Genomic DNA, 21,062 nt, shown 5'->3' with positions numbered 1-21,062 from the left:
GTCAGGCGAGGACGGTGTCCAGCGGCGTGTGCGGCAGGTCGTGGGCCACCGCGACCGGGCCGTTCGTCAGGGCGCCGTCGTGCGTGTTGAGGCCCTTCGCCAGCGCGGCGTCGGCCTGCAGCGCGGCCTTCCAGCCGTGCTCGGCCAGCTGGACCGCGTAGGGCAGCGTGACGTTCGTGAGGCCGTAGGTCGACGTCCGCGGCACCGCGCCGGGCATGTTCGCGACGCAGTAGAAGAGGGACTCGTGCACGGTGTAGGTCGGGTCGTCGTGCGTGGTCGGGCGCGAGTCGGCGAAGCAGCCGCCCTGGTCGATCGCGATGTCGACGAGCACACTGCCCGGCTTCATGCGGGCGACCAGGTCGTTCGAGACCAGCTTCGGCGCCTTCGCGCCGGGGACGAGCACCGCGCCGATGACCAGGTCGGCCTGCAGCACGGACTCCTCGACCGACAGCCGGTTCGACGTCACCGTGCGGATGCGGCCGCCGAAGTCGTTGTCGATCTGGCGGAGGCGGTCGACGTTGGTGTCCAGGATCTCGACGTCCGAGCCGAGGCCGAGCGCGACACGGGCCGCGTTCAGGCCCGCGACGCCGCCGCCGATCACGACGACGCGCGCCGGGTGGACGCCGGGGATGCCGCCCGGCAGGACACCGCGCCCGCCGCTCGGCTTCATCAGCGAGAACGCGCCGACCTGCGGGGCCAGCCGGCCCGCGACCTCGGACATCGGGGCGAGCAGCGGCAGGGCGCCGGTCGCGGTCTGCACCGTCTCGTAGGCGATCGCGGTGGTGCCCGCGGCCAGCAGCGCGTCCGTCAGCGGCCGGTCGGCGGCGATGTGCAGGTAGGTGAACAGCACCTGGTCGGCGCGCAGCCGGGGGTACTCCTCGGCGATCGGCTCCTTGACCTTGAGCACCAGCTCGCCCTCGGCCCAGGTCTCGTCGGCGGTGGCGAGGATCTTCGCGCCGGCGTCGACGTACTCCTCGTCGGTGATCGAGGAACCCGCCCCGGCGCCGGTCTCGACGAAGACGTCGTGCCCGCGGCTGACCAGCTCGTGCACCCCGGCGGGGGTCAGCGCGACCCGGTACTCGTGCTTCTTGATTTCACGGGGAACGGCGATACGCACGGTCGGCCTCCTGGGTCGGTCTGCGTCCGGAATCGGTGCGGTGTTGCCACTCACGGTGAGCCACCCGGACGGAGGTGTCATCGTGCTGTCCGGACAGTTCTTCCGAGCATTCATGGTGCTCAGCGGACAAGGCTGTTGACCTGGACCTCACTTGAAGTTGCAACGTGAACGCATGCGCGCGGAGTGCCGGAAGCTGGTGCGGGACCTGGGCCGACGACCCGGCTGGTCGCGAACGACCTCAGCTACCAGGTGCCGGAAAAGCCGTGAAGGCCACCTCGGTGAGGTGGCCTTCACGGGTTTGCCGCGGGAAGCGGCTGTCAGGCGCGGTACGCCGTCCAGGAGTTCTTCATCCGCGTGGCCTGGCCCGCGGTGAACTCGTACATGCAGCTGTCGTAGCTGTAGTCCATGAAGTTGTGGACCGGGTCCTTGCCCGTCGACGTGCAGGTGTCCTTGTTCGTCGGGCAGCCGGACGTCGCCGTCGCTTCGGCCGGGGTGTCCGACACGTAGTCGCCCGAACCGGAGCAGCCGCCCTGGAACGTGTGGTACAGCCCCATCCAGTGGCCGACCTCGTGGGTGGCCGTGTCGCCCTCGTTGTAGTTCGCCGCCGACCGGCCCGGCAGTGACTCGTCGAGGATGACGACGCCGTCCAGCTTCGGCTGCGACGCGTAGCTCGACGGGAACGTCGCCCAGCCGAGCAGGCTGTCACCGAGGCTGGCGGTGTAGATGTTCAGCGCGTTCTTGCCGCCCTTGCGCAGCGCGTTCTTCATGTTGCGCTCGGCCGACGTGCCGTCGGTGATGCCGTTGTACCAGGTGGAGTTGTTCGTGTAGTCGGTGCTGACCAGCGAGAAGCTGAAGCCGCTCGACGCGTAGGCGCTGTTGAGCACCGAGATCTGCTTGGTGATGGTCGACGCGGGCAGGTTGCCCGTCGAGCCGCTGGTGATCACGTGGAAGTACACCGGGATCGAAACCGCGGCGGCGGTCTCGGCCGAACGCGCGGTGCGCTTGCCGGCGAGCTTGCTCTGCATGTCCGCTTCGATGCGGGCCGCCTCCGCCGGCGACACGGTGTCGGCGTGGCCGTCCTTGCTGCGGTCCGCGGCGTGGGCGGGGGTGAAGCAGTCGCCGCTGGGTGCCGCGACGGCGCTCCCGGCGCCTGTGGCCGGGATGGTCAAGGCCACCAGGGAGAGCGCGGACACCGCACCCAGCTTGACGGCCTTGCCGAAGCGCTTCGAACTGCTCATGGAGGAACTCCTCTTGCACGACCCGGCTACCCCGGGTGGTGAAGAGAAAATGCGGCACGGATCTTGGCGAATCCACCATCTTTCGGCTGGAAAAGACAATCCGTACGATCGGCGCGATCCATGCGGAGTAACGCATAAGTCCAGCGCTAGGCCGAATGGCCCATCAGCTCCAGCGCAGGGCCACGAGCTGGGTCAGCAGCGCCAGCCGGACGTCGGGATCGTCGAGGTCCAGCGGCACCAGCTCCAGCAGCTTCCGCATCCGGTACCGCAGGGTGTTCGGGTGGATCCGCAGCTCCCGCGCGGCCGCCCGCGGGTCGCCGGGGTGCCGCAGCCACTCGTAGAGCGTCTCGACGTAGCCGGCCTTGCTCGCCTCGTCGTGGGCGCGCAGGGCGCCCAGCGGGCCGAGGTCGGCGACCTTCGCCGCGGCCGCCGCCGTCGCGCCGCGGTGCAGCGTCAACGCCGTCCAGGCTTCGTCGAAGGCGATCACGCGCTCGCCGGTGAGCTCGGCGCGCAGCAGGCCGAGGGCTTCGTCGGCCTGGGCGCGTGACGCCGAGAGGTCGCCGATCTCGCCGGGGGCGCCCGCCGCCGCGCGCGGAGCACCAGTGCGACGAGACGGTCCCGTCGCGACGAGAGCCTGGCGCAGTTCCGCCCAGCCGCCGGGGCCTGGCCGGTCCGGGACCACGGCGTAGAGCAGGCCGCCCAGCTCGGTCGCCACCGGACGGGTGCCGATGCCCTGGGAGATCCGTTCGAGCAGGGCGAGCCGCAGGCCCTCCGCGTCGCGGCCGTCGCCGCCGGTGACCTCGATGACGACCACCCGGTGCGGCTCGTCGGCCAGGTCCAGCTCGGCCATCGCCTTGCGCGGGTTCGCCCGCCCTTCGAGCATCGCGCGCAGCAGCTCGGCCGACGCGCGGCGCTGCGCGTCGGTGTGCGCGCGGCGCCGCAGCAGGTGCAGCGCGACGACCGGGGCGGCGTCGGCGAACGCGGCCGCGCGCTCGTCGGACACCGGCCCGGCGACCACCGCCCACATCGAGCCGAGCAGCTCGCCGCCCATCCGGATCGGCACGATCAGCCGCGGCAGCGTGCCGTCGCGCTGGGCCGGGACGAAGATCGTCTGGCGGCCGCGGGACAGCTCGCGGAACACCCCGCGCGACCGGAACCGCGCGAGGACGTCGTCCGGGATGCGGCGGCCCATGATCGTGGCCACGCGGGCCGGGTCGGTCAGGTCCTGGCGCGCGGAGTAGGCGAGCACGCGCGAGTTGGTGTCCTCGATGGTCACCGGCGCGTCGACGACGCTCGCGACGGCGTCGGCCAGCCGGAACAGGTCGCCGGAGCCGGGGTCGAGGTCCTCGGACTCGTCGGCGAGGGCGTCGAGGACGGTCCGCAGCAGCCAGACGAGCTGGGCCCACGACGTCGCCGCGTGCACCTGGATGAGCGCGATCCCGCCGGCCTTCGCGGCCCGTTTCACGGCGGGTTTCGCGGCCGTCGGCGGCTTGAAGAGCACGGCGGCGGCGCCCTGCGCGGCGCTCTGTTTCACCAGCTCGGCGGCGTCTTCGGGGCCGACCGTGGCGACGCCGAGCACGAGGTCGCCCGCCGAGAGGGTGACCGCGCCGCCGGGCTCGGCGATCACGACGTCGGCGACCGCGGGCGAGTCGTCGGGCACCTGGAGCGCGTGGAGCAGCGTCGGCCCCACCCGGTCGACCACGCTGCGCACCGAGACCACGGGATCATTCTCGCCGAGAACCCCGATCCGCGCCCGGGCGGCTCGCCCGCGGCGTGGCTAACGCGAAAGGACCGCCGTCAGGACCTCGCGCAGCTCGCCCGCCGGGTCCCCGGCCGGCTGCCGGGAACGCCACGCGACGATGCCGTCCGGGCGCACCAGCGAAGCTCCGCCCGCCGCAAGGCCGTACCGGGACGCGAACGTGTCGCCGTCGACCACCTGGCAGTCGAGGCGGACGCCCAGTTCCGCCGCGATGTCCGCCGCGGCCGGACGCCACCGCGTGCCGTCGGCCGCGCACAGCAGCACCCACGACTGCCCGAGAAGGTCCAAAGTGGACTCCAGGACCGGCGCCCGGAAACCGGGCCGCCCGGTCGGCGCGTGGACGTCTTCGACGCGCTCGCCGTCGTCCGGCCCTTCCGGGAGCACCGCCGTCGAGCGGTAGCGGAACCCGAGCTGGATTCCCAGCGGGTCCTCGGCTTTCGTGCACCCGGAGACGTCGAGATCGGGGTGCATGCGCTCCTTCATGTTGTGCAGTGAAGTGTCGATGACCATCCGCGCGATCGGCTTCCGCTCGGCTTCGTAGGTGTCCAGCAGCGCCGGGCCCGCTTCGCCGCGCAGGACCGCGGCGAGCTTCCACGCGATGTCCGCGCCGTCGCCGATCGCGGTGTTGCCGCCCATCCCGCCGGTCGGCGGGGTCACCTTCGCCGCGTCGCCGACCAGGAAGACCCGGTCGGCGGAGAACCGGTCGGCGAGCCGCGCGGCGATCTCCCACGAGCCGGTCCAGACGATCTCGGGTTCGAGGCCGGGCAGGTCGGTGGCGGCGCGGATCAGCGCGACCAGCCGGTCGTGCGGGAAGTCCGCCGGGCTTTCGCCCCGGTCCGGGTGGTAGTCCGGCGCGAAGACGTACCGGTTCGGCACGTCGGTGTTCACCAGCGCGGCCGTGAAGTCCGGGTGCCGCAGGTAGAACAGGTCGGCCACCCCGGGCTGGACGCGGTCGCCGAGGTCGGCGTCGAACACCACGCCGAGGCAGTGGCTCAGCGCGTCCGGCCCGGTGGTCCCGATGCCCAGCCGCCGCCGGATGCCGCTGCGGCCGCCGTCGGCCGCGACGACGTAGTCGGCGCGCACCACCGTCTCCTCGCCCGAATCCCGGTGCCGCAACGTCGCGGTCACGCCGTCGCCGTCCTGCGTCAGCTCGGCGAGTTCGGTCCGGAACCGCACCCGTGCGCCGGCTTTCTCGGCGTGGGCCAGCAGGATCGGTTCGACGACGTCCTGTCCCGCCGTGCCGGCGGGCAGGGTGGTCGAGGCCGAGACGTCGAACTCGCCGCCGTCTTCGACGATCCGGTGCAGGACGTGGCCGGCGAGGCTGGTCGCGACCGTGATCCGCAGTCCCGCTCGCGGGCTCGCGGCCAGGACATCGCGGTCGATGCCCGCCCAGCGGAACAGCTCCATCGTGCGCCAGCCCTGCCCGGCGGCGCGGGGGTGGATCGACGTCCCGGGATGCCGTTCCACGGTCAGCACGTCCACCCCTTCCCGTGCCAGGAACAGCGACGCGGTCAGCCCGCCCAGCCCGGCCCCCACGACCAGGACCTGCACTCGCTCCGTCATGACTTCCTCCCCGTCTGTGAATCTCATCGAAAAAGTATCTTAATCACAGAGCGATCTCTTCGGCAATAGGCTTGCTCTCAGGACGTGGGAGCAGTTGGGTGCTCCGTTCGGCCGCAGTAGTTTCGGCCTGGCAGCCCTCCAGAACCCCTTGAGCCGCAAGGAGAAACCGATGACCGAGACTTCGGCGTGGTCCTTCGAGACCAAGCAGATCCACGCGGGCGCCGCGCCGGACCCGGCCACGGGCGCGCGGGCCACCCCGATCTACCAGACGACGTCGTACGTCTTCCGCGACAGCCAGCACGGTGCGGACCTGTTCAGCCTCGCCGAGCCCGGCAACATCTACACGCGGATCATGAACCCGACCCAGGACGTGCTGGAACAGCGGCTCGCGGCGCTCGAGGGCGGCGTCGCGGCGCTGGCGTTCGCATCCGGCTCGGCCGCGACGACGGCGGCGATCCTGAACCTCGCGGGCGCGGGCGACCACTTCGTCTCGAGCCCGTCGCTCTACGGCGGCACCTACAACCTCTTCCACTACACGCTGCCGAAACTCGGCGTCGAGGTCACGTTCATCGAGGACCAGGACGACCTGGAGCAGTGGCGCGCCGCCGTCCGGCCGAACACGAAGCTGTTCTTCGCGGAGACGCTGGCCAACCCGGGTAGCAACGTCCTCGACATCCGGGGCGTCGCCGACGTCGCGCACGAAGCGGGTGTCCCGCTCGTCGTCGACAACACCGTGCCGACGCCGTACCTGCTGCGCCCGATCGAGCACGGCGCCGACGTCGTCGTGCACTCCGCGACGAAGTACCTCGGCGGGCACGGGACCACGGTGGCCGGCGTGCTGGTCGACGGCGGCACGTTCGACTTCGGCAAGGACCCGGCGAAGTTCCCGGGCTTCACCGAGCCCGACCCGAGCTACCACGGCCTGAAGTACTGGGAAGCGCTCGGCCCGGGCGCGTACGCGGCCAAAGCACGCGTCCAGATCCTGCGCGACACCGGCGCGGCGATCGCGCCGCTGAACAGTTTCCTGATCCTGCAAGGCATCGAGACGCTGTCGCTGCGCCTCGAACGGCACGTGGCGAACGCGCAGGCGCTGGCCGAGTGGCTCGAACAGCGCGACGAGGTCGAGAAGGTGTACTACGCCGGTCTGCCGTCGAGCCCGCACTACGCCAACGCGCGGAAGTACCTCCCGCGCGGCGCGGGCGCGGTCCTGTCGTTCGATTTGCGCGGCGGCGACAGTGCCATTGCGGCAGGCCGCAAGTTCGTCGACGGCACCGAGCTGCACAGCCAGCTGGTGAACATCGGCGACGTCCGCAGCCTGATCGTGCACCCGGCCTCGACCACCCACAGCCAGCTGACGCCGGCCGAGCAGCTCTCCAGCGGCGTCACGCCTGGGCTGGTCCGGCTGGCCGTCGGGCTGGAAGGCATCGAAGACCTCAAGGCCGATCTCGAAGCCGGATTCCGGGCGGCCAAGGCCGCACTGTGAGCGTCAGCGGCGCCTGGCGGGCCGGCGATCCGCCGGGCCGCCGGAAGTTCGTCACCGGCCCCGGCGCGCTCGCGCTGGAGGCCGGTGGTGTGCTGCCGTCCTTTTCGCTCGCGTACGAAACCTGGGGGACGCTGAACTCCGACGCGTCCAACGCGGTCCTCGTCGAGCACGCGCTGACCGGCGACAGCCACGCCGCCGGGCCCGCCGAGCCGGGGCACCCCAGCGCGGGCTGGTGGGACGGGCTGATCGGGCCGGGGAAGGCCCTGGACACGAGCAGCTGGTTCGTCGTGGTCCCGAACGTGCTGGGCGGCTGCCAGGGGTCGACCGGGCCGTCGTCGCCGGACCCGGCCGGACGGCCCTGGGGCAGCCGGTTCCCGGTGGTGACGGTGCGGGACCAGGTCGCGGCCGAAGCGGTGCTGGCGGACGCACTGGGCATCGACCGGTGGGCGGCGATCGTCGGCGGGTCGATGGGCGGGATGCGTGCCCTCGAATGGGCGATTTCGCTGCCCGCACGGGTGGCTTCGGTGCTGGTGCTGGCGTCGACCGCGCGGGCGTCGGCCGAGCAGATCGCGTGGGCGGCGCCGCAGCTGCACGCGATCCGCAGCGATCCGTCCTTTCACGGCGGTGACTACTACTCCGCGGCGTCCGGGCCGCACCTCGGCCTGGGCATCGCGCGGCGGATCGCGCACGTCACCTACCGCAGCGAGCCGGAGCTGGCCCGGCGGTTCGGCCGGGCGGCCCAGGACGGCGAAGACCCCTTGCGGGGCGGGCGGTTCGCCGTCGAGTCCTACCTGGACCACCACGCCGGCAAGCTGGCGCGCCGGTTCGACGCGAACAGCTACCTGGTGCTGACGGAGTCGATGAACACCCACGACGTCGGCCGCGGCCGCGGCGGCGTGGCGGCCGCGCTGGGCCGGGTGACGGCGCGGGCGGTGATCGGCGGCGTCGACAGCGACCGGCTCTACCCGCTGTACCAGTCGGCGGAACTCGCGGCCGGGATCCCGGGCGCGCCCGAGGCGTCGGTGGTGTCGTCGCCGTACGGCCACGATTCGTTCCTCATCGAAACCGGGCCGATCGCGGCCCTGGTCAAGGCCTTGCTGGGCTAGTCCGAGACGGCTTCCGAGATCCAGGGTGCCACCGGCAGGTCGCGGTCCAGGCACTCCACCGACAGCCGGATCGTCCAGCGCAGTGCTTGCAGCACCAGGCTGTCGACCTCCTCCGGCGCCGCGTTGGCCAGCGCGATCTCGACCTGCTCCTGCGCGGCTTCGGTGTTGCCGTGCACCTCCGCGAGCAGCGTCCGGACCGCGGTCCGGACCGGCGGGTCGGCCTGGTCGATCGAGACCTCTTCGCCGTCCTCGTCGAACACCTGGACCTTCACCGGCGCGCTGCCCCCGTCGCCGAGGGTGGAGACCATCGCACTGCACTCGCCGAAGAGCAGCAGCATCAACGCCTTCGTCTCGTCCGCGCGGGCCTGCGGTTCGACGGCCGTCGGCGCGACCTCGACGAGGGCTTCGGCGTCGTCACCGAGGCTCAGCGCGGTCAACGCGCGCTGAGCCTTCTCGACGAGCTCCTGCTCGTTCCAGTCCGCATCCACGTGCCCCATCAAACACCAGCGACGCCACTCGTGGGGATACCTTGATCCGGGTCGGTCATCCGGCCGCGCGGAGGGCACCCAGCGCGAGCCGCGAGAGCAGTTCGGCGAGTTCACCGTCACCGAGATGGCGGTTGTACGGCGTCGAGTTGATCAGTCCGAACACCGCGTGTGCCGCCGACCGGGCCTCCAGTTCTCCCAGGCCAGGGACCGCTTCGCGGATCACGCGCACCCACACCTCGACGTACTGGCGCTGCAGCGCGCGCACCTGCTTGCGGTCGGCGTCGGTGAGGTTCGCGAGGTTGCGCTCCTGGACGGTGATCAGCGATGGATGGTTGAGGGCGAAGCCGACGTGGAACGCCACGAGCCCGGCCAGCCTGTTGTCCGCGTCACCGGGCCGGCTCGCCCACGTCGTGCCGCCGTCGAGCAGGTAGCGGCTGATCGAGTTCAGCATCTCGCCGAGGATCGCGTCCTTGCTGCGGAAGTGCCGGTAGAGCGCCGGGCCGGAGATGCCGACCGCGGCGCCGATGTCGTCGATGCCGACGCCGTGGAAGCCGTGGTGGGCGAACAGTTCGGCGGCCGCGGACAGGATTTGTTCGCGCCTGTTCGCCTTCTCGCCGTTCACGAGCGGCGTGGGGTTGGCCGGCATCCCGCCATATTAGAGCGGCGTGTTAGCGAGCGCTAACACGCCTTCCCGCCTTCCGGTGTGAGCCGAGTGGGTTACTTACTGGTAACCGCCTCTTCCTTGTGGGGCTTCCACCTGCTGTTCTATTTGGGTCGGCCCTGTCACAAAGGAGTGACCCATGGCTGTTCCCACCCGTAATTACAGGCGATCCCTTCTACGGTTGAGTACGGCCCTGGGGGCCGTTGTTGTTGCTTCTCTCGGCGTAACGGGCCTCGCCCAGGCCGCCGGGACCGTCTACGCCGCGGTCGGCGACTCCTACTCCTCGGGAGTCGGAGCCGGCAGCTACGGCAGTTCCGGGAGCTGCTACCGCAGCTCGAAGGCCTATCCGCAGCTCTGGGCCAACGCCCACAGCGGCACGTCGTTCACCTTCCTCGCCTGCTCGGGGGCGAAGACCGGGAATGTGATCAACCAGGCGAACTCGATCCCTTCGTCGGCCACGCTCGTCACGGTGACCGTCGGCGGGAACGACGCGGGCTTCGCCGACGTGATGACGTCCTGCACCCTCGGGAGCGACTCCGACTGCGTCAACCGCGTCAACACGGCGAAGGCGTACGTCAACAACACGCTGCCGCCGTTGCTGACCAACACCTACAACGCGATCAAGGCCAAGGCGCCGGGTGCCCGGCTCGTCGTCCTGTCCTACCCGCGCTTCTACACCGTGCCGGGGTCCTGCTGGGTCGGGTTGAGCAACACCAAGCGCACCGCGATCAACTCGGGTGCCGACACGCTCGCGTCGGTCGTCCAGCAGCGCGCCGCGGCGGCCGGGGCGACGTTCGTCGACGTCCGGCCGTCGTTCGCCGGCCACAACATCTGCTCGTCGGCCGACGACTACCTGCACAGCCTGACTTGGCCGGTGATCGAGTCCTATCACCCGACCGCGGCCGGGCAGTCGGGCGGCTACTACGCCCCGCTGCGGGCGGCCATCGGCTGAGCCGCACCTCGGAAGGCCACCCCGGTCCGCCGGGGTGGCCTTCCCGCGTTCCGGCGACTGGACACCCACGTTAGCGGTCGCTAACATCGAGGTGGAGGTTAACGACCGCTAACGTCGAGGGAGCCCATGGACACGCCGGCACTGGGGACTTCGGCTGCCCCGGACAGCGAGGCCTACGCCCGCAACGCCACATCCCACGCGGAGCTGGTCGAGGACCTCCGCAAACGTTTGGCGAGCGCCCGGCTCGGCGGGCCGGAGAAGGCGCGCACCCGGCACGTCGAACGCGGCAAGCTCCTCCCGCGCGACCGCGTCGACACGCTGCTGGACCCGGGTTCGCCGTTCCTGGAGCTCTCGCCGCTGGCCGCGAACGGGCTCTATGACGACGAGGCCCCCTCCGCCGGGATCATCACCGGGGTCGGGCGGGTCTCCGGCCGCGAGTGCGTGGTTGTCGCCAACGACGCCACCGTCAAGGGCGGTACGTACTACCCGATGACGGTGAAGAAGCACCTGCGCGCCCAGGAGGTCGCGCTGCACAACAACCTGCCGTGCGTCTACCTGGTGGACTCCGGCGGCGCGTTCCTGCCCAGGCAGGACGAGGTCTTCCCGGATCGTGAACACTTCGGCCGGATCTTCTACAACCAGGCGACGATGTCCGCCCGCGGCATCCCGCAGGTCGCCGCGGTGCTCGGTTCGTGCACGGCGGGCGGCGCGTACGTCCCGGCGATGAGCGACGAGGCCGTGATCGTCCGGAACCAGGGCACGATCTTCCTCGGGGGCCCGCCCCTGGTGAAGGCCGCGACCGGCGAGGTCGTGACGGCGGAGGAGCTCGGCGGCGGCGACGTCCACGCGCGGCAGTCCGGCGTCACCGACCACCTGGCCGACGACGACGCGCACGCGCTGCGGATCGTCCGGTCGATCGTCTCGACGCTCGGGCCGCGTACGCCGCGGCCGTGGGACGTCGTGCCGACCGAAGCGCCGGCGGTCGACCCGGCCGAGCTGTACGGCGTCGTGCCGACCGACCCGCGCGTGCCCTACGACGTCCGCGAGGTGATCGCCCGGATCGTCGACGGCAGCCGGTTCGGCGAGTTCAAGAAGGAGTACGGCGCCACGCTGGTCACCGGGTTCGCCAGGATCCACGGCCACCCGGTCGGCATCATCGCGAACAACGGCGTGCTCTTCGCCGAGTCGGCGATGAAGGGCGCGCACTTCATCGAACTGTGCGACAAGCGCTCGATCCCGCTGCTGTTCCTGCAGAACATCACCGGGTTCATGGTCGGGCGCGCGTACGAGGCCGGCGGCATCGCGAAGCACGGCGCGAAGATGGTCACCGCGGTGGCCTGCGCGCGGGTGCCGAAGTTAACGGTCGTTATCGGCGGCTCGTTCGGCGCCGGGAACTACTCGATGTGCGGGCGGGCGTATTCGCCGCGCTTCCTGTGGATGTGGCCGAACGCGCGGATCTCGGTGATGGGCGGCGAGCAGGCGGCGTCGGTGCTGTCGACGGTCCGCCGTGACGCCATCGAAGCGCGCGGCGGCGAGTGGTCCTCGGAGGACGAAGAGGCGTTCAAGGACCCGATCCGCGAGCAGTACGAGGCGCAGGGCAGCCCGTACTACTCGACCGCGCGGCTGTGGGACGACGGCGTGATCGACCCCGCGGACACCCGCACCGTGCTCGGCCTGGCCCTTTCGGCCGCGGCCAACGCTCCTCTCGGTGAAGTCAACTACGGCGTCTTCCGGATGTGATGATGTTCGACTCAGTGCTGGTAGCGAACCGGGGCGAGATCGCGGTCCGGGTCATCCGCACCCTGCGGGCCCTCGGCATCCGCGCGGTCGCGGTGTACAGCGACGCGGACGCCGACGCCCGGCACGTCCGCGAGGCGCACACGGCGGTGCGCATCGGCCCGGCGGAAGCCGCTCGCAGCTATCTCTCGATTCCGGCCATCGTGGACGCCGCCGTGTCTTCGGGTGCGCAGGCCGTGCACCCGGGTTACGGCTTCCTGGCGGAGAACGCCGAGTTCGCGCGTGCTTGCGAGGCCGCCGGGCTCGTGTTCATCGGCCCGCCGGTCGCGGCGATCGACGCCATGGGCGACAAGATCCGCGCGAAGGCGACGGTGTCGAAGGCCGGGGTCCCGGTCGTGCCCGGCGCGTCCGATGTGGACATTCCCGAAGGCGGTTTCGCGGAAGCCGCCGCGAAGGTGGGATACCCGCTGCTGCTCAAGCCGTCCGCCGGCGGTGGTGGCAAGGGCATGCGGCTGGTGCACGCTCCTGACGAGCTGGACGCCGCCATCGAATCGGCGCGGCGCGAGGCCAAGGGTTCCTTCGGCGACGACACGCTGCTCATGGAGCGGTTCGTCACGACACCGCGGCACATCGAGATCCAGGTGCTGGCCGACACGCACGGCAACGTGATCCACCTCGGCGAGCGCGAATGCAGTCTCCAGCGGCGGCACCAGAAGATCATCGAGGAAGCGCCGTCGGTGCTGCTCGACGAGGCCACCCGCGAGAAGATGGGCTCGGCGGCGGTCGAGGCCGCGCGTTCGGTCGGGTACGTCGGCGCGGGCACCGTCGAGTTCATCATGTCGGCGAAGAGCCCGGACGAGTTCTTCTTCATGGAGATGAACACCCGGCTGCAGGTCGAGCACCCCGTCACCGAGCTGGTCACCGGCCTCGACCTGGTCGAATGGCAGGTCAGGGTGGCGGCGGGCGAAGAGCTTTCCCTCACGCAGCAGGACGTCACCCTGAACGGTCACGCCGTCGAGGCCCGCGTGTACGCCGAAGACCCGGCGCGAGGCTTCATCCCGACCGGCGGCACGGTGCTGGCGGTGCACGAGCCGTCCGGCGACGGGGTCCGCGTCGACTCCTGGATGACGCCCGGCGCGGTGGTCGGCTCGAACTACGACCCGATGCTGGCCAAGGTCATCGCGTGGGGCCCGGACCGCGCGGCGGCCCTGCACCGGCTCGACCTGGCCCTGGCCGACACGGCGTTGCTGGGTATCGGCACGAACACCGCGTTCCTGCGCGGGCTGCTGGCGGACGCCGACGTCCGCGCCGGCCGTCTCGACACCGAGCTGGTCGACCGCAGTCTGTCCACTTTGGTCTCGCCGGACGTGCCCGCGGAGTTCTTCGTCGCGGCCGCCCTGGACCGGTTCCTGGAGCTGCAGCCGTCCGGGCCCGTGGTGGACCCGTGGGACGTGCCGGACGGCTGGCGGATGGGTGGCTCCGGCGGGGTGACGTTCCGGCTGAAGTCCGGCGCCGCCCGCGCGGTGGTCCGGGTTCAGGGGACGCCGTCTTCGGCGACGGTGTTCGTCGACGACGCTTCGCCGGTCCAGGTCTCGGCCCGGCGCGACGGCGACGTCCTGGAGATCCGGCACGCCGGAGGGTTCCACCGCTACCGGCAGGCCTGCGGTCCCGATCGGACGGTCTGGCTGGCGCGCGACGGTTTCAGCTTTCCCTTCGGGGAGCAGGAGTTCGTGCTCTCGGCGCGGGGTGAGACCGCCGGGGCCGGCCCGGTCACCAGCCCGATGCCGGGCACGGTGCTCGTCGTGAAGGTCGCCACGGGTGACGTCGTGAAGGCCGGAACGCCGTTGCTGGTCGTCGAAGCGATGAAGATGGAGCACACGGTCACGGCGCCGATCGACGGCGTGGTCGGCGAACTCCCCGTCCGGGCCGGCCAACAGGTCGCGCTGGACGAAACCCTTGCCGTAGTCACGCCCCAAGAGGAGCAGCAGTGATCGACTTCCGCCTGGACGAGGAGTACGAGTCCCTCCGCAAGACCGTCGAGGACTTCGCGCACGCCGAAGTCGCGCCCGTGATCGGCGAGCTGTACGAGAAGGAGGAGTTCCCGTACGCCATCGTCGCGAAGATGGGCGAGATGGGCCTGTTCGGCCTGCCGTTCCCCGAGGAGTTCGGCGGCATGGGCGGCGACTACTTCGCGCTGTGCCTGGCGCTGGAGGAGCTGGCGCGCGTCGACTCGTCGGTCGCGATCACCCTGGAGGCCGGGGTTTCGCTGGGCGCGATGCCGATCTTCCGCTTCGGAACGCAGGAGCAGAAGGAGAAGTGGCTGCCCGCCCTGTGCGAAGGCACGGCCCTCGGCGGCTTCGGCCTGACCGAGCCGGGCGGTGGCTCGGACGCCGGGGCGACGCGCACGCGTGCCACCCAGGACGGTGACGAGTGGGTCATCAACGGCAGCAAGGCGTTCATCACGAACTCGGGCACCGACATCACCCGGCTCGTCACGGTGACGGCGGTGACGGACGTGATGGAGAACGGCCGCAAGGAGATCTCGGCGATCATCGTGCCTTCGGGCACACCGGGGTTCCAGGTGGCGCCGAAGTACTCGAAGGTCGGCTGGAACTGCTCGGACACACACGAGCTGTCCTTTTCGGACGTCCGCGTGCCGCTCGAGAACCTGGTGGGCGTCCGTGGCCGCGGGTACGCGCAGTTCCTGTCCATCCTGGACGAAGGCCGGGTCGCGATCGCGGCACTGTCGGTGGGCCTGGCCCAGGGCTGCGTCGACGAGTGCCTCAAGTACGTGAAGGACCGCGTCGCGTTCGGCAAGCGGATCGGCGAGTACCAGGCGATCCAGTTCAAGATCGCCGACATGGAGGTCCGCACGCACACGGCGCGCCTGGCGTACTACCAGGCGGCGTCGAAGATGCTGCGCGGCGAGCCGTTCAAGAAGGAGGCGTCGATCGCGAAGCTGGTGGCCTCGAACGCGGCGATGGACAATGCCCGCGACGCAACCCAGATCTTCGGCGGCTACGGCTTCATGAACGAGTTCCCGGTGAGCCGCTTCTACCGCGACGCGAAGATCCTGGAGATCGGCGAGGGCACCAGCGAGGTCCAGAAGATGCTGATCTCGCGGCACCTCGGCGTCGCCTGACGCCCGAGCCGGGCACCGGTCTCGACACCAATACTTATACCGGTATAGTTATCGGCATGGTTGAGATCAAGACGGAGTCCGAGCTGGCGGTCATGCGCGAAGCCGGGCGAGTGGTGGCGAAGACGCTGCAGACGGTCAAGGAAGCCGCCGCGGTCGGCGTCTCCCTGCGTGAACTGGACGAAGTCGCCGCGCAGTTCATCAGCGACGCCGGGGCGAAACCGTCCTTCCTGCACTACCAGCCGCGGTCCGCGCCGACGCCCTACCCCAACGTGCTCTGCACCAGCGTCAACGATGTCGTCGTGCACGGGATCCCGACGGCGTACCGCATCCAGGGCGGCGACCTGGTCAGCATCGACTGCGGGGCGATCGTCGACGGCTGGAACGGTGACGCCGCGATCAGCTTCGTCGTCGGCGACGCCGACCCGGCCGACCTCGCGCTGATCGAGGCGACCGAGCGCGCGCTGGCCGCGGGGATCGCCGCCGCCCAGCCGGGCGCGAAGCTCGGCGACATCTCCTACGCGATCGGCGTCGCCGGCCGCGCGTCGGGCTTCGGCATGGTCGAGGACCACGGCGGGCACGGGATCGGCCGCCTGATGCACGAGGACCCGCACCTGCCGAACGAGGGCCGTGCGGGCCGGGGGATGCGCCTGAAGCCCGGGCTCGCGCTGGCTATCGAGCCCATGCTCGTCGCGGGCGGGACCGACGCCTACCGGTACGCCGACGACGGCTGGTCGATCCTCACCGCGGACGGCAGCCGGGCGGCGCACGTCGAGCACACCATCGCGATCACTGAAGACGGCCCGCGGGTGCTCACCGTGCGGTAAACAGGGTTCATGAGCCACTTCGTCATACGATCGGGTGATTCCGGGGACGCTGACACGCTGCTGTGCTTCTTCGATGAAGCCGTGGAATGGCTGGTCGCCCGCGGCAGCTCGAAGCAGTGGGGGACCGAGCCGTGGAGTGCGGTCCCGAAGCGCGTCGAGCGGGTGAAGGGCATGGTGGCGGACCCGGGTCTGCGCATCGCGGTGGTCGACGGGGAACCCGCCGGCGCGTTGATCGTCTCGGAGGAGCACGACCCGCACGTGCCGCCGGTTAACGAGCGTGAACTGTACATCCGGCTGCTGATCACGTCGCGGCGGTTCACCGGGCAGCGCGTCGGCGGGCGGCTCCTCGAGTACGCGCTCGACGAGGCGGGACGGCGGGGCATCGACCTGGTGCGCGTCGACTGCTGGGCCGGCGGCGATGGCGACCTGCAGCGGTACTACGAGAGCCAGGGGTTCTCGCCGACGGTCCGGTTCACTGTCGACGACTGGGTCGGGCAGGTGCTGGAGAGGCGCCTGGGTAGCGGGATCCGGCGGCGCGGGCGACACTGTTGACGCGTTGCCAACAGACGAAGGAGTCGCCATGGCCGAGGAGCTCGCGGGCAAGGTCGTCGTCATCACCGGCGGTGGGCAGGGGATCGGCGCGGTGACCGCGTCCGCGCTGTCCCGGCTGGGCGCGCGCGTGGTGATCGGCGATCTCGACCAGGTCCGGGCCGAGAAGACGGCTGGGGAGCTGGGGGCCGAAGCGCTGCCGCTGGACGTCACCGACATCCGCGGGTTCACCGCGTTCCTGGACGAGGTCGAGCGGCGTCACGGCCGGATCGACGTGCTGATCAACAACGCCGGCATCATGCCGCTCGCCGCCATCGAGGAGGAGAGCGACGCGACGACCCGGCGTCAGCTGGAGATCAACCTCCACGCCGTCATCCACGGCACCCGCGAGGCGGTGAAGCGGATGCGGCCGCGGGCCGGCGGGCACATCGTCAACGTCGCGTCGTTCGCGGGCAAGGCCGGCTTCCCCGGCGCGGCGACCTACTGCGCCACCAAGCACGCCGTCGTCGGGTTCTCCGAAGCGGTGCACCTGGAGCTGCACGGCAGCGGCGTCCACGTCTCGTGCGTGATGCCGGGCATCGTGCGGACGGAGCTCGCGAGCGGCCTCGGCGAAGCGAAGATGTTCAAGTCGGTGCGGCCGGAAGATGTGGCCGACGCCATCGTATCCACGCTGCGCAAGCCTCGTTTCGACGTTTTCGTGCCCCGGTCGCTGGGCACTATGGGCAAGCTCACCCGGCTGCTCCCGCGCCGGGCGGGCGAAGCGTTCGCGCGGGCGTTGAAGGCGGACCGGCTTTTGGCTTCGGCAGCCCATTCCCCGGCCCGCGCGGCGTACGAAGCGCGGGCCGCGGAGAGCGGGCCGGGGGTAACTCGGACGGACTAGCGACTGTCCGAATTGGACGTGCTTGCCGGGTGCTTGCGGGGGTGGTGATGTTGAGTCCGCCCGCTTCGCCCGGCAAGATTGCCTCCGAATCCGCTTTTGGGAGGCACGAGAAAATGGCTTCACCACCCGCACGGCTGGCCGCCGCGGCGTCGAACGTGGTCGGCAAGGTGCTGCACGGCGGCGTCGCCGACCTGCGCCCGATGCCGCGGGTGCTGATCGACCAGGGCCCGAACCGGTCGCTGTACCGGATGACGCACAGCAGCCGCCCGGTGTCCGGGCCGCCGATCCTGCTGGTGCCGCCGCTCGCCGCGCCGGCGATCTGCTTCGACCTGCGCCGCGGCTGCAGCTTCATCGAGCACCTGGTCGAGGGCGGCCGCAACACCTACCTCGTCGACTACGGCATGGTCGCCTTCTCCGACCGGCGCCTGGGCATCGAGCACTGGATCGACGAGGTGCTGCCGCGGGCGATCCGCAAGGTGAGCCTCGACGCCGGCGGGCAGGACGTGCACCTGGTGTCGTGGTCGCTGGGCGGGATCTTCTCGCTGCTGGTGAACGCCGACCGGCCGGACCTGCCGATCGCGTCGATCACCGCGATCGGCTCACCGGTGGACTTCACGGCGATCCCGATCGTGGCGCCGTTCCGCCCGCTGGTCGACCTGACGCGCGGCCACCTGCTGACCCCGATCTACCGCGTGTTCGGCGGCGCACCGTCCTATTTGGTCAGCCGCGTCTTCCGTGCGACGGGCATCAGCAAGGAAATCACGAAACCCCTGGCGATCCTGTCCCACCTCGACGACCGCGACTACCTGGCCCAGATCGAGGCGGTCGACCACTTCATGAGCAACATGTACGCCTACCCGGGGCGGACGTTCGGCCAGCTGTACCACCGGCTGTTCCGCACGAACGACCTGGCCGAGGGCAAGGTGGACCTGAACGGCCGGATCATCTCGCTGTCGTCGGTCCGGGTGCCGACGCTGGTGGTGGCGGGCGAAAACGACACGATCGCGCCCCGGCCGTCGGTCGAGCGGGTGGTGGAGCTGCTGGACAAGGCCCCGGAGGTCCGCTTCAAGACCGCGCCCGGCGGTCACCTGGGCGTCCTCACTGGCCGCAAAGCCCGCGGCACGACCTGGCGCTACCTGGACGAGTTCCTCGACGACCGGATCGCGGCTTCCTGAAGATCAGGAGGGGCACACCCGTGGATTGAGGGTGCCCCTCCTGACTCACTTGAGTTCGGCGGAAGTCTTGCCGAGCACCCGGCGGGCCACGATGAGCTGCTGAATCTGCTGCGTCCCCTCGAAGATGTCCAGAATTTCTCAGCCGGATTTCGCTGGCCTCGCTCCTCTCGCCGTAAACAGCCTCTGAGCTGCGCTGATGCGTCTCGTTAGTTCTCGTTGTCTGTCGCTGCTCCCTGGCCTCTGACGGCCTGGCGGACCAGCCACACCTACCCCTGCATCCCGATACGAAGCCAGCACGCGGCCGGTGGTGCCGGGTCAAGACACGCTTCACCGTCTTGACGCGGTGCTACCGGCCGTTGTCACGATCAGGCGTCGGGATGGAGGTCTCCCACGACGGTGCGTAACGGAGATCGAGTTACGAACGACCCGTATGGCACAGCCGCTCGAAGAGGAGGCCAACGTTGGCTCTGGGGACCGTGTGCCGCCGCCGTGCGGCGCTGCGCCAGGTGACCCGCTGGCGGCCGCACCGCCCGGCCGGCGGGCGGAGCGGAGCGGCAGCCCGCCGTGTCGGAAGCGGATGCGGCCGCCCAGGCGAGGGGCTACGTAGGCGACAGGCGCGCCGCCACCGGCGGCGTGCCCTTGATTCCATAGAGCCAAGTTCGGCAGTATTCGATCGATTAGCAGCGTACTTGATGGCCTAAGGAGCGATTCCGTGACTGGCTCGATTGGGTTGCTGACCACCATGTCCGACAGGTCGCGCTGTGTGCGAATTGAGAAAATCTTTAGTAGCAGCGTTCGTGCTTGAAGGAGGGGTCTGTTGTATTTCTCCGAGAGGTTCGGAATCCAAAATCCGGAACAGTACGACTGGTTCGATCCAATCCTGGAGGCCGATACTCAGCTGTTTGTCGATCCATTTCAGATATTCAAAGAACCGGAAGAAAGCCCATGGGGGTCGGCTCATGGAGAGATTATCGCCTACTTTCAGGTGGCCTTCGAGATGCTATCGGGACATCATAAGAATAAATCGAGTCTTCAGTACGGCAAGACGCTTCGTCTGATGGAATTTCCCGAGCCTCGGGAGTTCGGTCTCGGTTTCGTTACTGAAGGGCAAAATGGAGCAGGGACGGGAAAAGGCTTCGCGCGCCTGATGGTTACGGCCATGAGCGATGCGATAGAATTGGGTCTGGCGGATTTGGTTCACTTCGAGGAGTTGGGGCTGCTCGTCGGAAGGATTGGCCGGGACAGGATATCAGACATTACCTGCAATATTCTAAAGCCTCGGCTCATCGAGTATACTCAACAGACTTGCGAAGACTTGGGAATACCCTGCAGTGACTTAAAGGTCGAGCATTCGATCTTCGATGACATGCGTAAGCGATGGCTAACAGGGACCTTTCGGTTGCCTTTAAATCCGGTGTCAGGTCGTGCCGTTATACTGGTGCCGCGTAGATTTCTTCGCGAACTGCCTGCATTGAATGCCGTCGATTGGTGGGAGTATGTTGAGCCTGACTTGCGAGATGACCTCAACCTCCATATTTCTGGAAAGCTAAACAAGGAGGATATTCTTCGCTTGGCGCGCTCCAATACTGAGCGCGTGAGGCAATGGTCGTCTCAGAGTGAAAGCAAACCCGCAGATCCATATCCGATAGACCGCGATCCGGTCGGACTGCACAGTTGGCAGGCCAGAACAAGTGATATTGCAGATCGGTACCCTCTCCCTCTGGCTTCTGTCGAGAGCAAAGAGGACCTAATTGCCTTCGTTGAAAAAGTGGTATTGGAATTCACTCACGTGGTCGAAGAGCAGGGTCTATGGCGACTTCTTTACAACGACGACTCAGGTTTCCCTAAGCGTGAATTAGCAATTCAGCTGCTATTTAAAGGCGTGGTGCAGTCATACTGTAAAGCCTACGGTATTGTAATTGATCGAGAAGTTGAGCTGGGAAAGGGTCCTGCCGACTTCATTCTCACGAAAGATGTGAACGTCAGACTTGTGCTGGAAATAAAAAAGGTTTCTAATGGAAAATTCTGGGAGGGACTCGAACATCAACTGACTTCTTACATGAACAGTGGGGAGTGCCAGAATGGCTGGTTCCTTGCGGTAAGATTTGGCAATACGAAGACGCAGAGGGATCGCTGCGCAAAGTTGGCTGGCGCTACTTCTGTTCTTGCAAGAAGCACTGGGTTCAATATTCACAGCTCGATCGTCGATGCGAGGCCGAGGGCGTCGGCAAGTAATATTACGGACGAGAATCAGGGTATCGATGCGACTGTTTTGGATCCTGAATTCGACGAATAGCAGGAAGTGGGATGTGGATGAGATGACCAAGCGGAATTTTTTCGGTGGCTGGCGTGGGACTTCGCGACGAGATGTTGGGGTTCTTCTTTGTT

17 protein-coding genes are annotated in these 21,062 nt (G+C 69.0%); 11 read left to right on the top strand and 6 right to left on the bottom strand.

Translation table 11 applies throughout. From position 1 onward, the window contains the following. Window position 1 precedes the first annotated feature (1 nt). The 4 genes from ald to rdmE form a co-directional block, all read right to left on the bottom strand. Window positions 2-1,117: an alanine dehydrogenase gene (ald, locus tag CF165_RS16260; protein WP_093948335.1), complete on the bottom strand. Its 1,116-nt coding sequence runs from the start codon at window positions 1,115-1,117 to the stop codon at window positions 2-4. 317 nt (window positions 1,118-1,434) lie between these two features. Beyond that, window positions 1,435-2,355 carry a zinc metalloprotease gene (locus tag CF165_RS16255; RefSeq protein WP_093948334.1) on the bottom strand — a complete coding sequence of 307 codons (921 nt, stop codon included), beginning with the start codon at window positions 2,353-2,355 and terminating at the stop codon, window positions 1,435-1,437. Window positions 2,356-2,518: 163 nt separating this feature from the next. Next, window positions 2,519-4,075 (bottom strand): PucR family transcriptional regulator, encoded by a 1,557-nt coding sequence (locus CF165_RS16250; protein ID WP_093948333.1) that lies wholly within the window; start codon window positions 4,073-4,075, stop codon window positions 2,519-2,521. Between the two features lie 57 nt (window positions 4,076-4,132). After that, window positions 4,133-5,677, bottom strand: a complete 1,545-nt coding sequence (gene rdmE, locus CF165_RS16245; RefSeq protein WP_093948332.1) for an aklavinone 12-hydroxylase RdmE — start codon at window positions 5,675-5,677, stop codon at window positions 4,133-4,135. A 169-nt stretch (window positions 5,678-5,846) separates the two neighbouring features. Between rdmE and CF165_RS16240 the strand changes: the two genes are divergently transcribed. Next, the gene (locus tag CF165_RS16240; RefSeq protein WP_093948331.1) at window positions 5,847-7,160 is read left to right on the top strand and encodes a bifunctional o-acetylhomoserine/o-acetylserine sulfhydrylase; all 1,314 of its coding nucleotides are present in this window, start codon (window positions 5,847-5,849) and stop codon (window positions 7,158-7,160) included. Then, window positions 7,157-8,266 (top strand): homoserine O-acetyltransferase MetX, encoded by a 1,110-nt coding sequence (gene metX, locus CF165_RS16235; RefSeq protein ID WP_093948330.1) that lies wholly within the window; start codon window positions 7,157-7,159, stop codon window positions 8,264-8,266. Before CF165_RS16240 ends, metX begins: the two co-directional genes overlap by 4 nt. Here metX and CF165_RS16230 read toward each other — a convergent pair. Further along, the gene (locus tag CF165_RS16230; protein ID WP_020641092.1) at window positions 8,263-8,763 is read right to left on the bottom strand and encodes a hypothetical protein; all 501 of its coding nucleotides are present in this window, start codon (window positions 8,761-8,763) and stop codon (window positions 8,263-8,265) included. The two genes, metX and CF165_RS16230, sit on opposite strands and share 4 nt — an antisense overlap. 46 nt (window positions 8,764-8,809) lie before the next feature. Continuing rightward, a complete protein-coding gene (locus CF165_RS16225) occupies window positions 8,810-9,400 on the bottom strand; it encodes an SACE_7040 family transcriptional regulator (RefSeq protein WP_167441452.1) in 591 nt (196 codons plus the stop codon). 196 nt (window positions 9,401-9,596) lie between these two features. Between CF165_RS16225 and CF165_RS16220 the strand changes: the two genes are divergently transcribed. From CF165_RS16220 to CF165_RS50260, 9 genes are all read left to right on the top strand, one after another. Then, window positions 9,597-10,367, top strand: coding sequence for an SGNH/GDSL hydrolase family protein (locus tag CF165_RS16220; RefSeq protein WP_093948329.1), 771 nt, complete (start codon window positions 9,597-9,599; stop codon window positions 10,365-10,367). 126 nt (window positions 10,368-10,493) lie between these two features. Further along, window positions 10,494-12,107 carry a carboxyl transferase domain-containing protein gene (locus CF165_RS16215; RefSeq protein ID WP_093948328.1) on the top strand — a complete coding sequence of 538 codons (1,614 nt, stop codon included), beginning with the start codon at window positions 10,494-10,496 and terminating at the stop codon, window positions 12,105-12,107. 2 nt (window positions 12,108-12,109) lie between these two features. Then, the gene (locus CF165_RS16210; protein ID WP_093948327.1) at window positions 12,110-14,095 is read left to right on the top strand and encodes an acetyl/propionyl/methylcrotonyl-CoA carboxylase subunit alpha; all 1,986 of its coding nucleotides are present in this window, start codon (window positions 12,110-12,112) and stop codon (window positions 14,093-14,095) included. Then, window positions 14,092-15,246 carry an acyl-CoA dehydrogenase family protein gene (locus CF165_RS16205; RefSeq protein WP_093948326.1) on the top strand — a complete coding sequence of 385 codons (1,155 nt, stop codon included), beginning with the start codon at window positions 14,092-14,094 and terminating at the stop codon, window positions 15,244-15,246. The genes CF165_RS16210 and CF165_RS16205 overlap by 4 nt, the downstream gene beginning before the upstream one ends. A gap of 56 nt (window positions 15,247-15,302) precedes the next feature. Continuing rightward, entirely contained in the window at window positions 15,303-16,070 is a 768-nt protein-coding gene (gene map, locus CF165_RS16200; protein ID WP_093948325.1) for a type I methionyl aminopeptidase, read from the top strand. A gap of 9 nt (window positions 16,071-16,079) precedes the next feature. Beyond that, on the top strand, window positions 16,080-16,622 hold the full coding sequence (locus CF165_RS16195; RefSeq protein WP_093948324.1) for a GNAT family N-acetyltransferase: 543 nt from the start codon (window positions 16,080-16,082) through the stop codon (window positions 16,620-16,622). Between the two features lie 28 nt (window positions 16,623-16,650). Next, complete coding sequence (locus CF165_RS16190) at window positions 16,651-17,499, top strand: SDR family oxidoreductase (RefSeq protein WP_093948323.1); 849 nt, start codon at window positions 16,651-16,653, stop codon at window positions 17,497-17,499. 113 nt (window positions 17,500-17,612) lie between these two features. Further along, entirely contained in the window at window positions 17,613-18,674 is a 1,062-nt protein-coding gene (locus tag CF165_RS16185; protein WP_093948322.1) for an alpha/beta hydrolase, read from the top strand. Window positions 18,675-19,491: 817 nt separating this feature from the next. Further along, window positions 19,492-20,970 (top strand): DUF8370 family protein, encoded by a 1,479-nt coding sequence (locus CF165_RS50260; RefSeq protein WP_143268603.1) that lies wholly within the window; start codon window positions 19,492-19,494, stop codon window positions 20,968-20,970. The last annotated feature ends 92 nt before the right edge of the window (window positions 20,971-21,062 follow it).

This window comes from Amycolatopsis vastitatis (assembly GCF_002234595.1).
GTDB lineage: Bacteria > Actinomycetota > Actinomycetes > Mycobacteriales > Pseudonocardiaceae > Amycolatopsis > Amycolatopsis vastitatis.
Note: the sequence above shows the minus strand (reverse complement) of the source record. Positions and strands in the feature narration are given on the sequence as shown.

Coding starts and splice junctions, on each gene's coding strand:
- CF165_RS16255 (WP_093948334.1), bottom strand. CDS start 2,355: ATGAGCAGTTCGAAGCGCTTCGGCAAGGCCGTCAAGCTGGGTGCGGTG.
- CF165_RS16240 (WP_093948331.1), top strand. CDS start 5,847: ATGACCGAGACTTCGGCGTGGTCCTTCGAGACCAAGCAGATCCACGCG.
- CF165_RS16215 (WP_093948328.1), top strand. CDS start 10,494: ATGGACACGCCGGCACTGGGGACTTCGGCTGCCCCGGACAGCGAGGCC.
- CF165_RS16195 (WP_093948324.1), top strand. CDS start 16,080: ATGAGCCACTTCGTCATACGATCGGGTGATTCCGGGGACGCTGACACG.
- CF165_RS16190 (WP_093948323.1), top strand. CDS start 16,651: ATGGCCGAGGAGCTCGCGGGCAAGGTCGTCGTCATCACCGGCGGTGGG.
- CF165_RS16230 (WP_020641092.1), bottom strand. CDS start 8,763: ATGGGGCACGTGGATGCGGACTGGAACGAGCAGGAGCTCGTCGAGAAG.
- CF165_RS16210 (WP_093948327.1), top strand. CDS start 12,110: ATGTTCGACTCAGTGCTGGTAGCGAACCGGGGCGAGATCGCGGTCCGG.
- map (WP_093948325.1), top strand. CDS start 15,303: ATGGTTGAGATCAAGACGGAGTCCGAGCTGGCGGTCATGCGCGAAGCC.
- CF165_RS16225 (WP_167441452.1), bottom strand. CDS start 9,400: ATGCCGGCCAACCCCACGCCGCTCGTGAACGGCGAGAAGGCGAACAGG.
- rdmE (WP_093948332.1), bottom strand. CDS start 5,677: ATGACGGAGCGAGTGCAGGTCCTGGTCGTGGGGGCCGGGCTGGGCGGG.
- CF165_RS16185 (WP_093948322.1), top strand. CDS start 17,613: ATGGCTTCACCACCCGCACGGCTGGCCGCCGCGGCGTCGAACGTGGTC.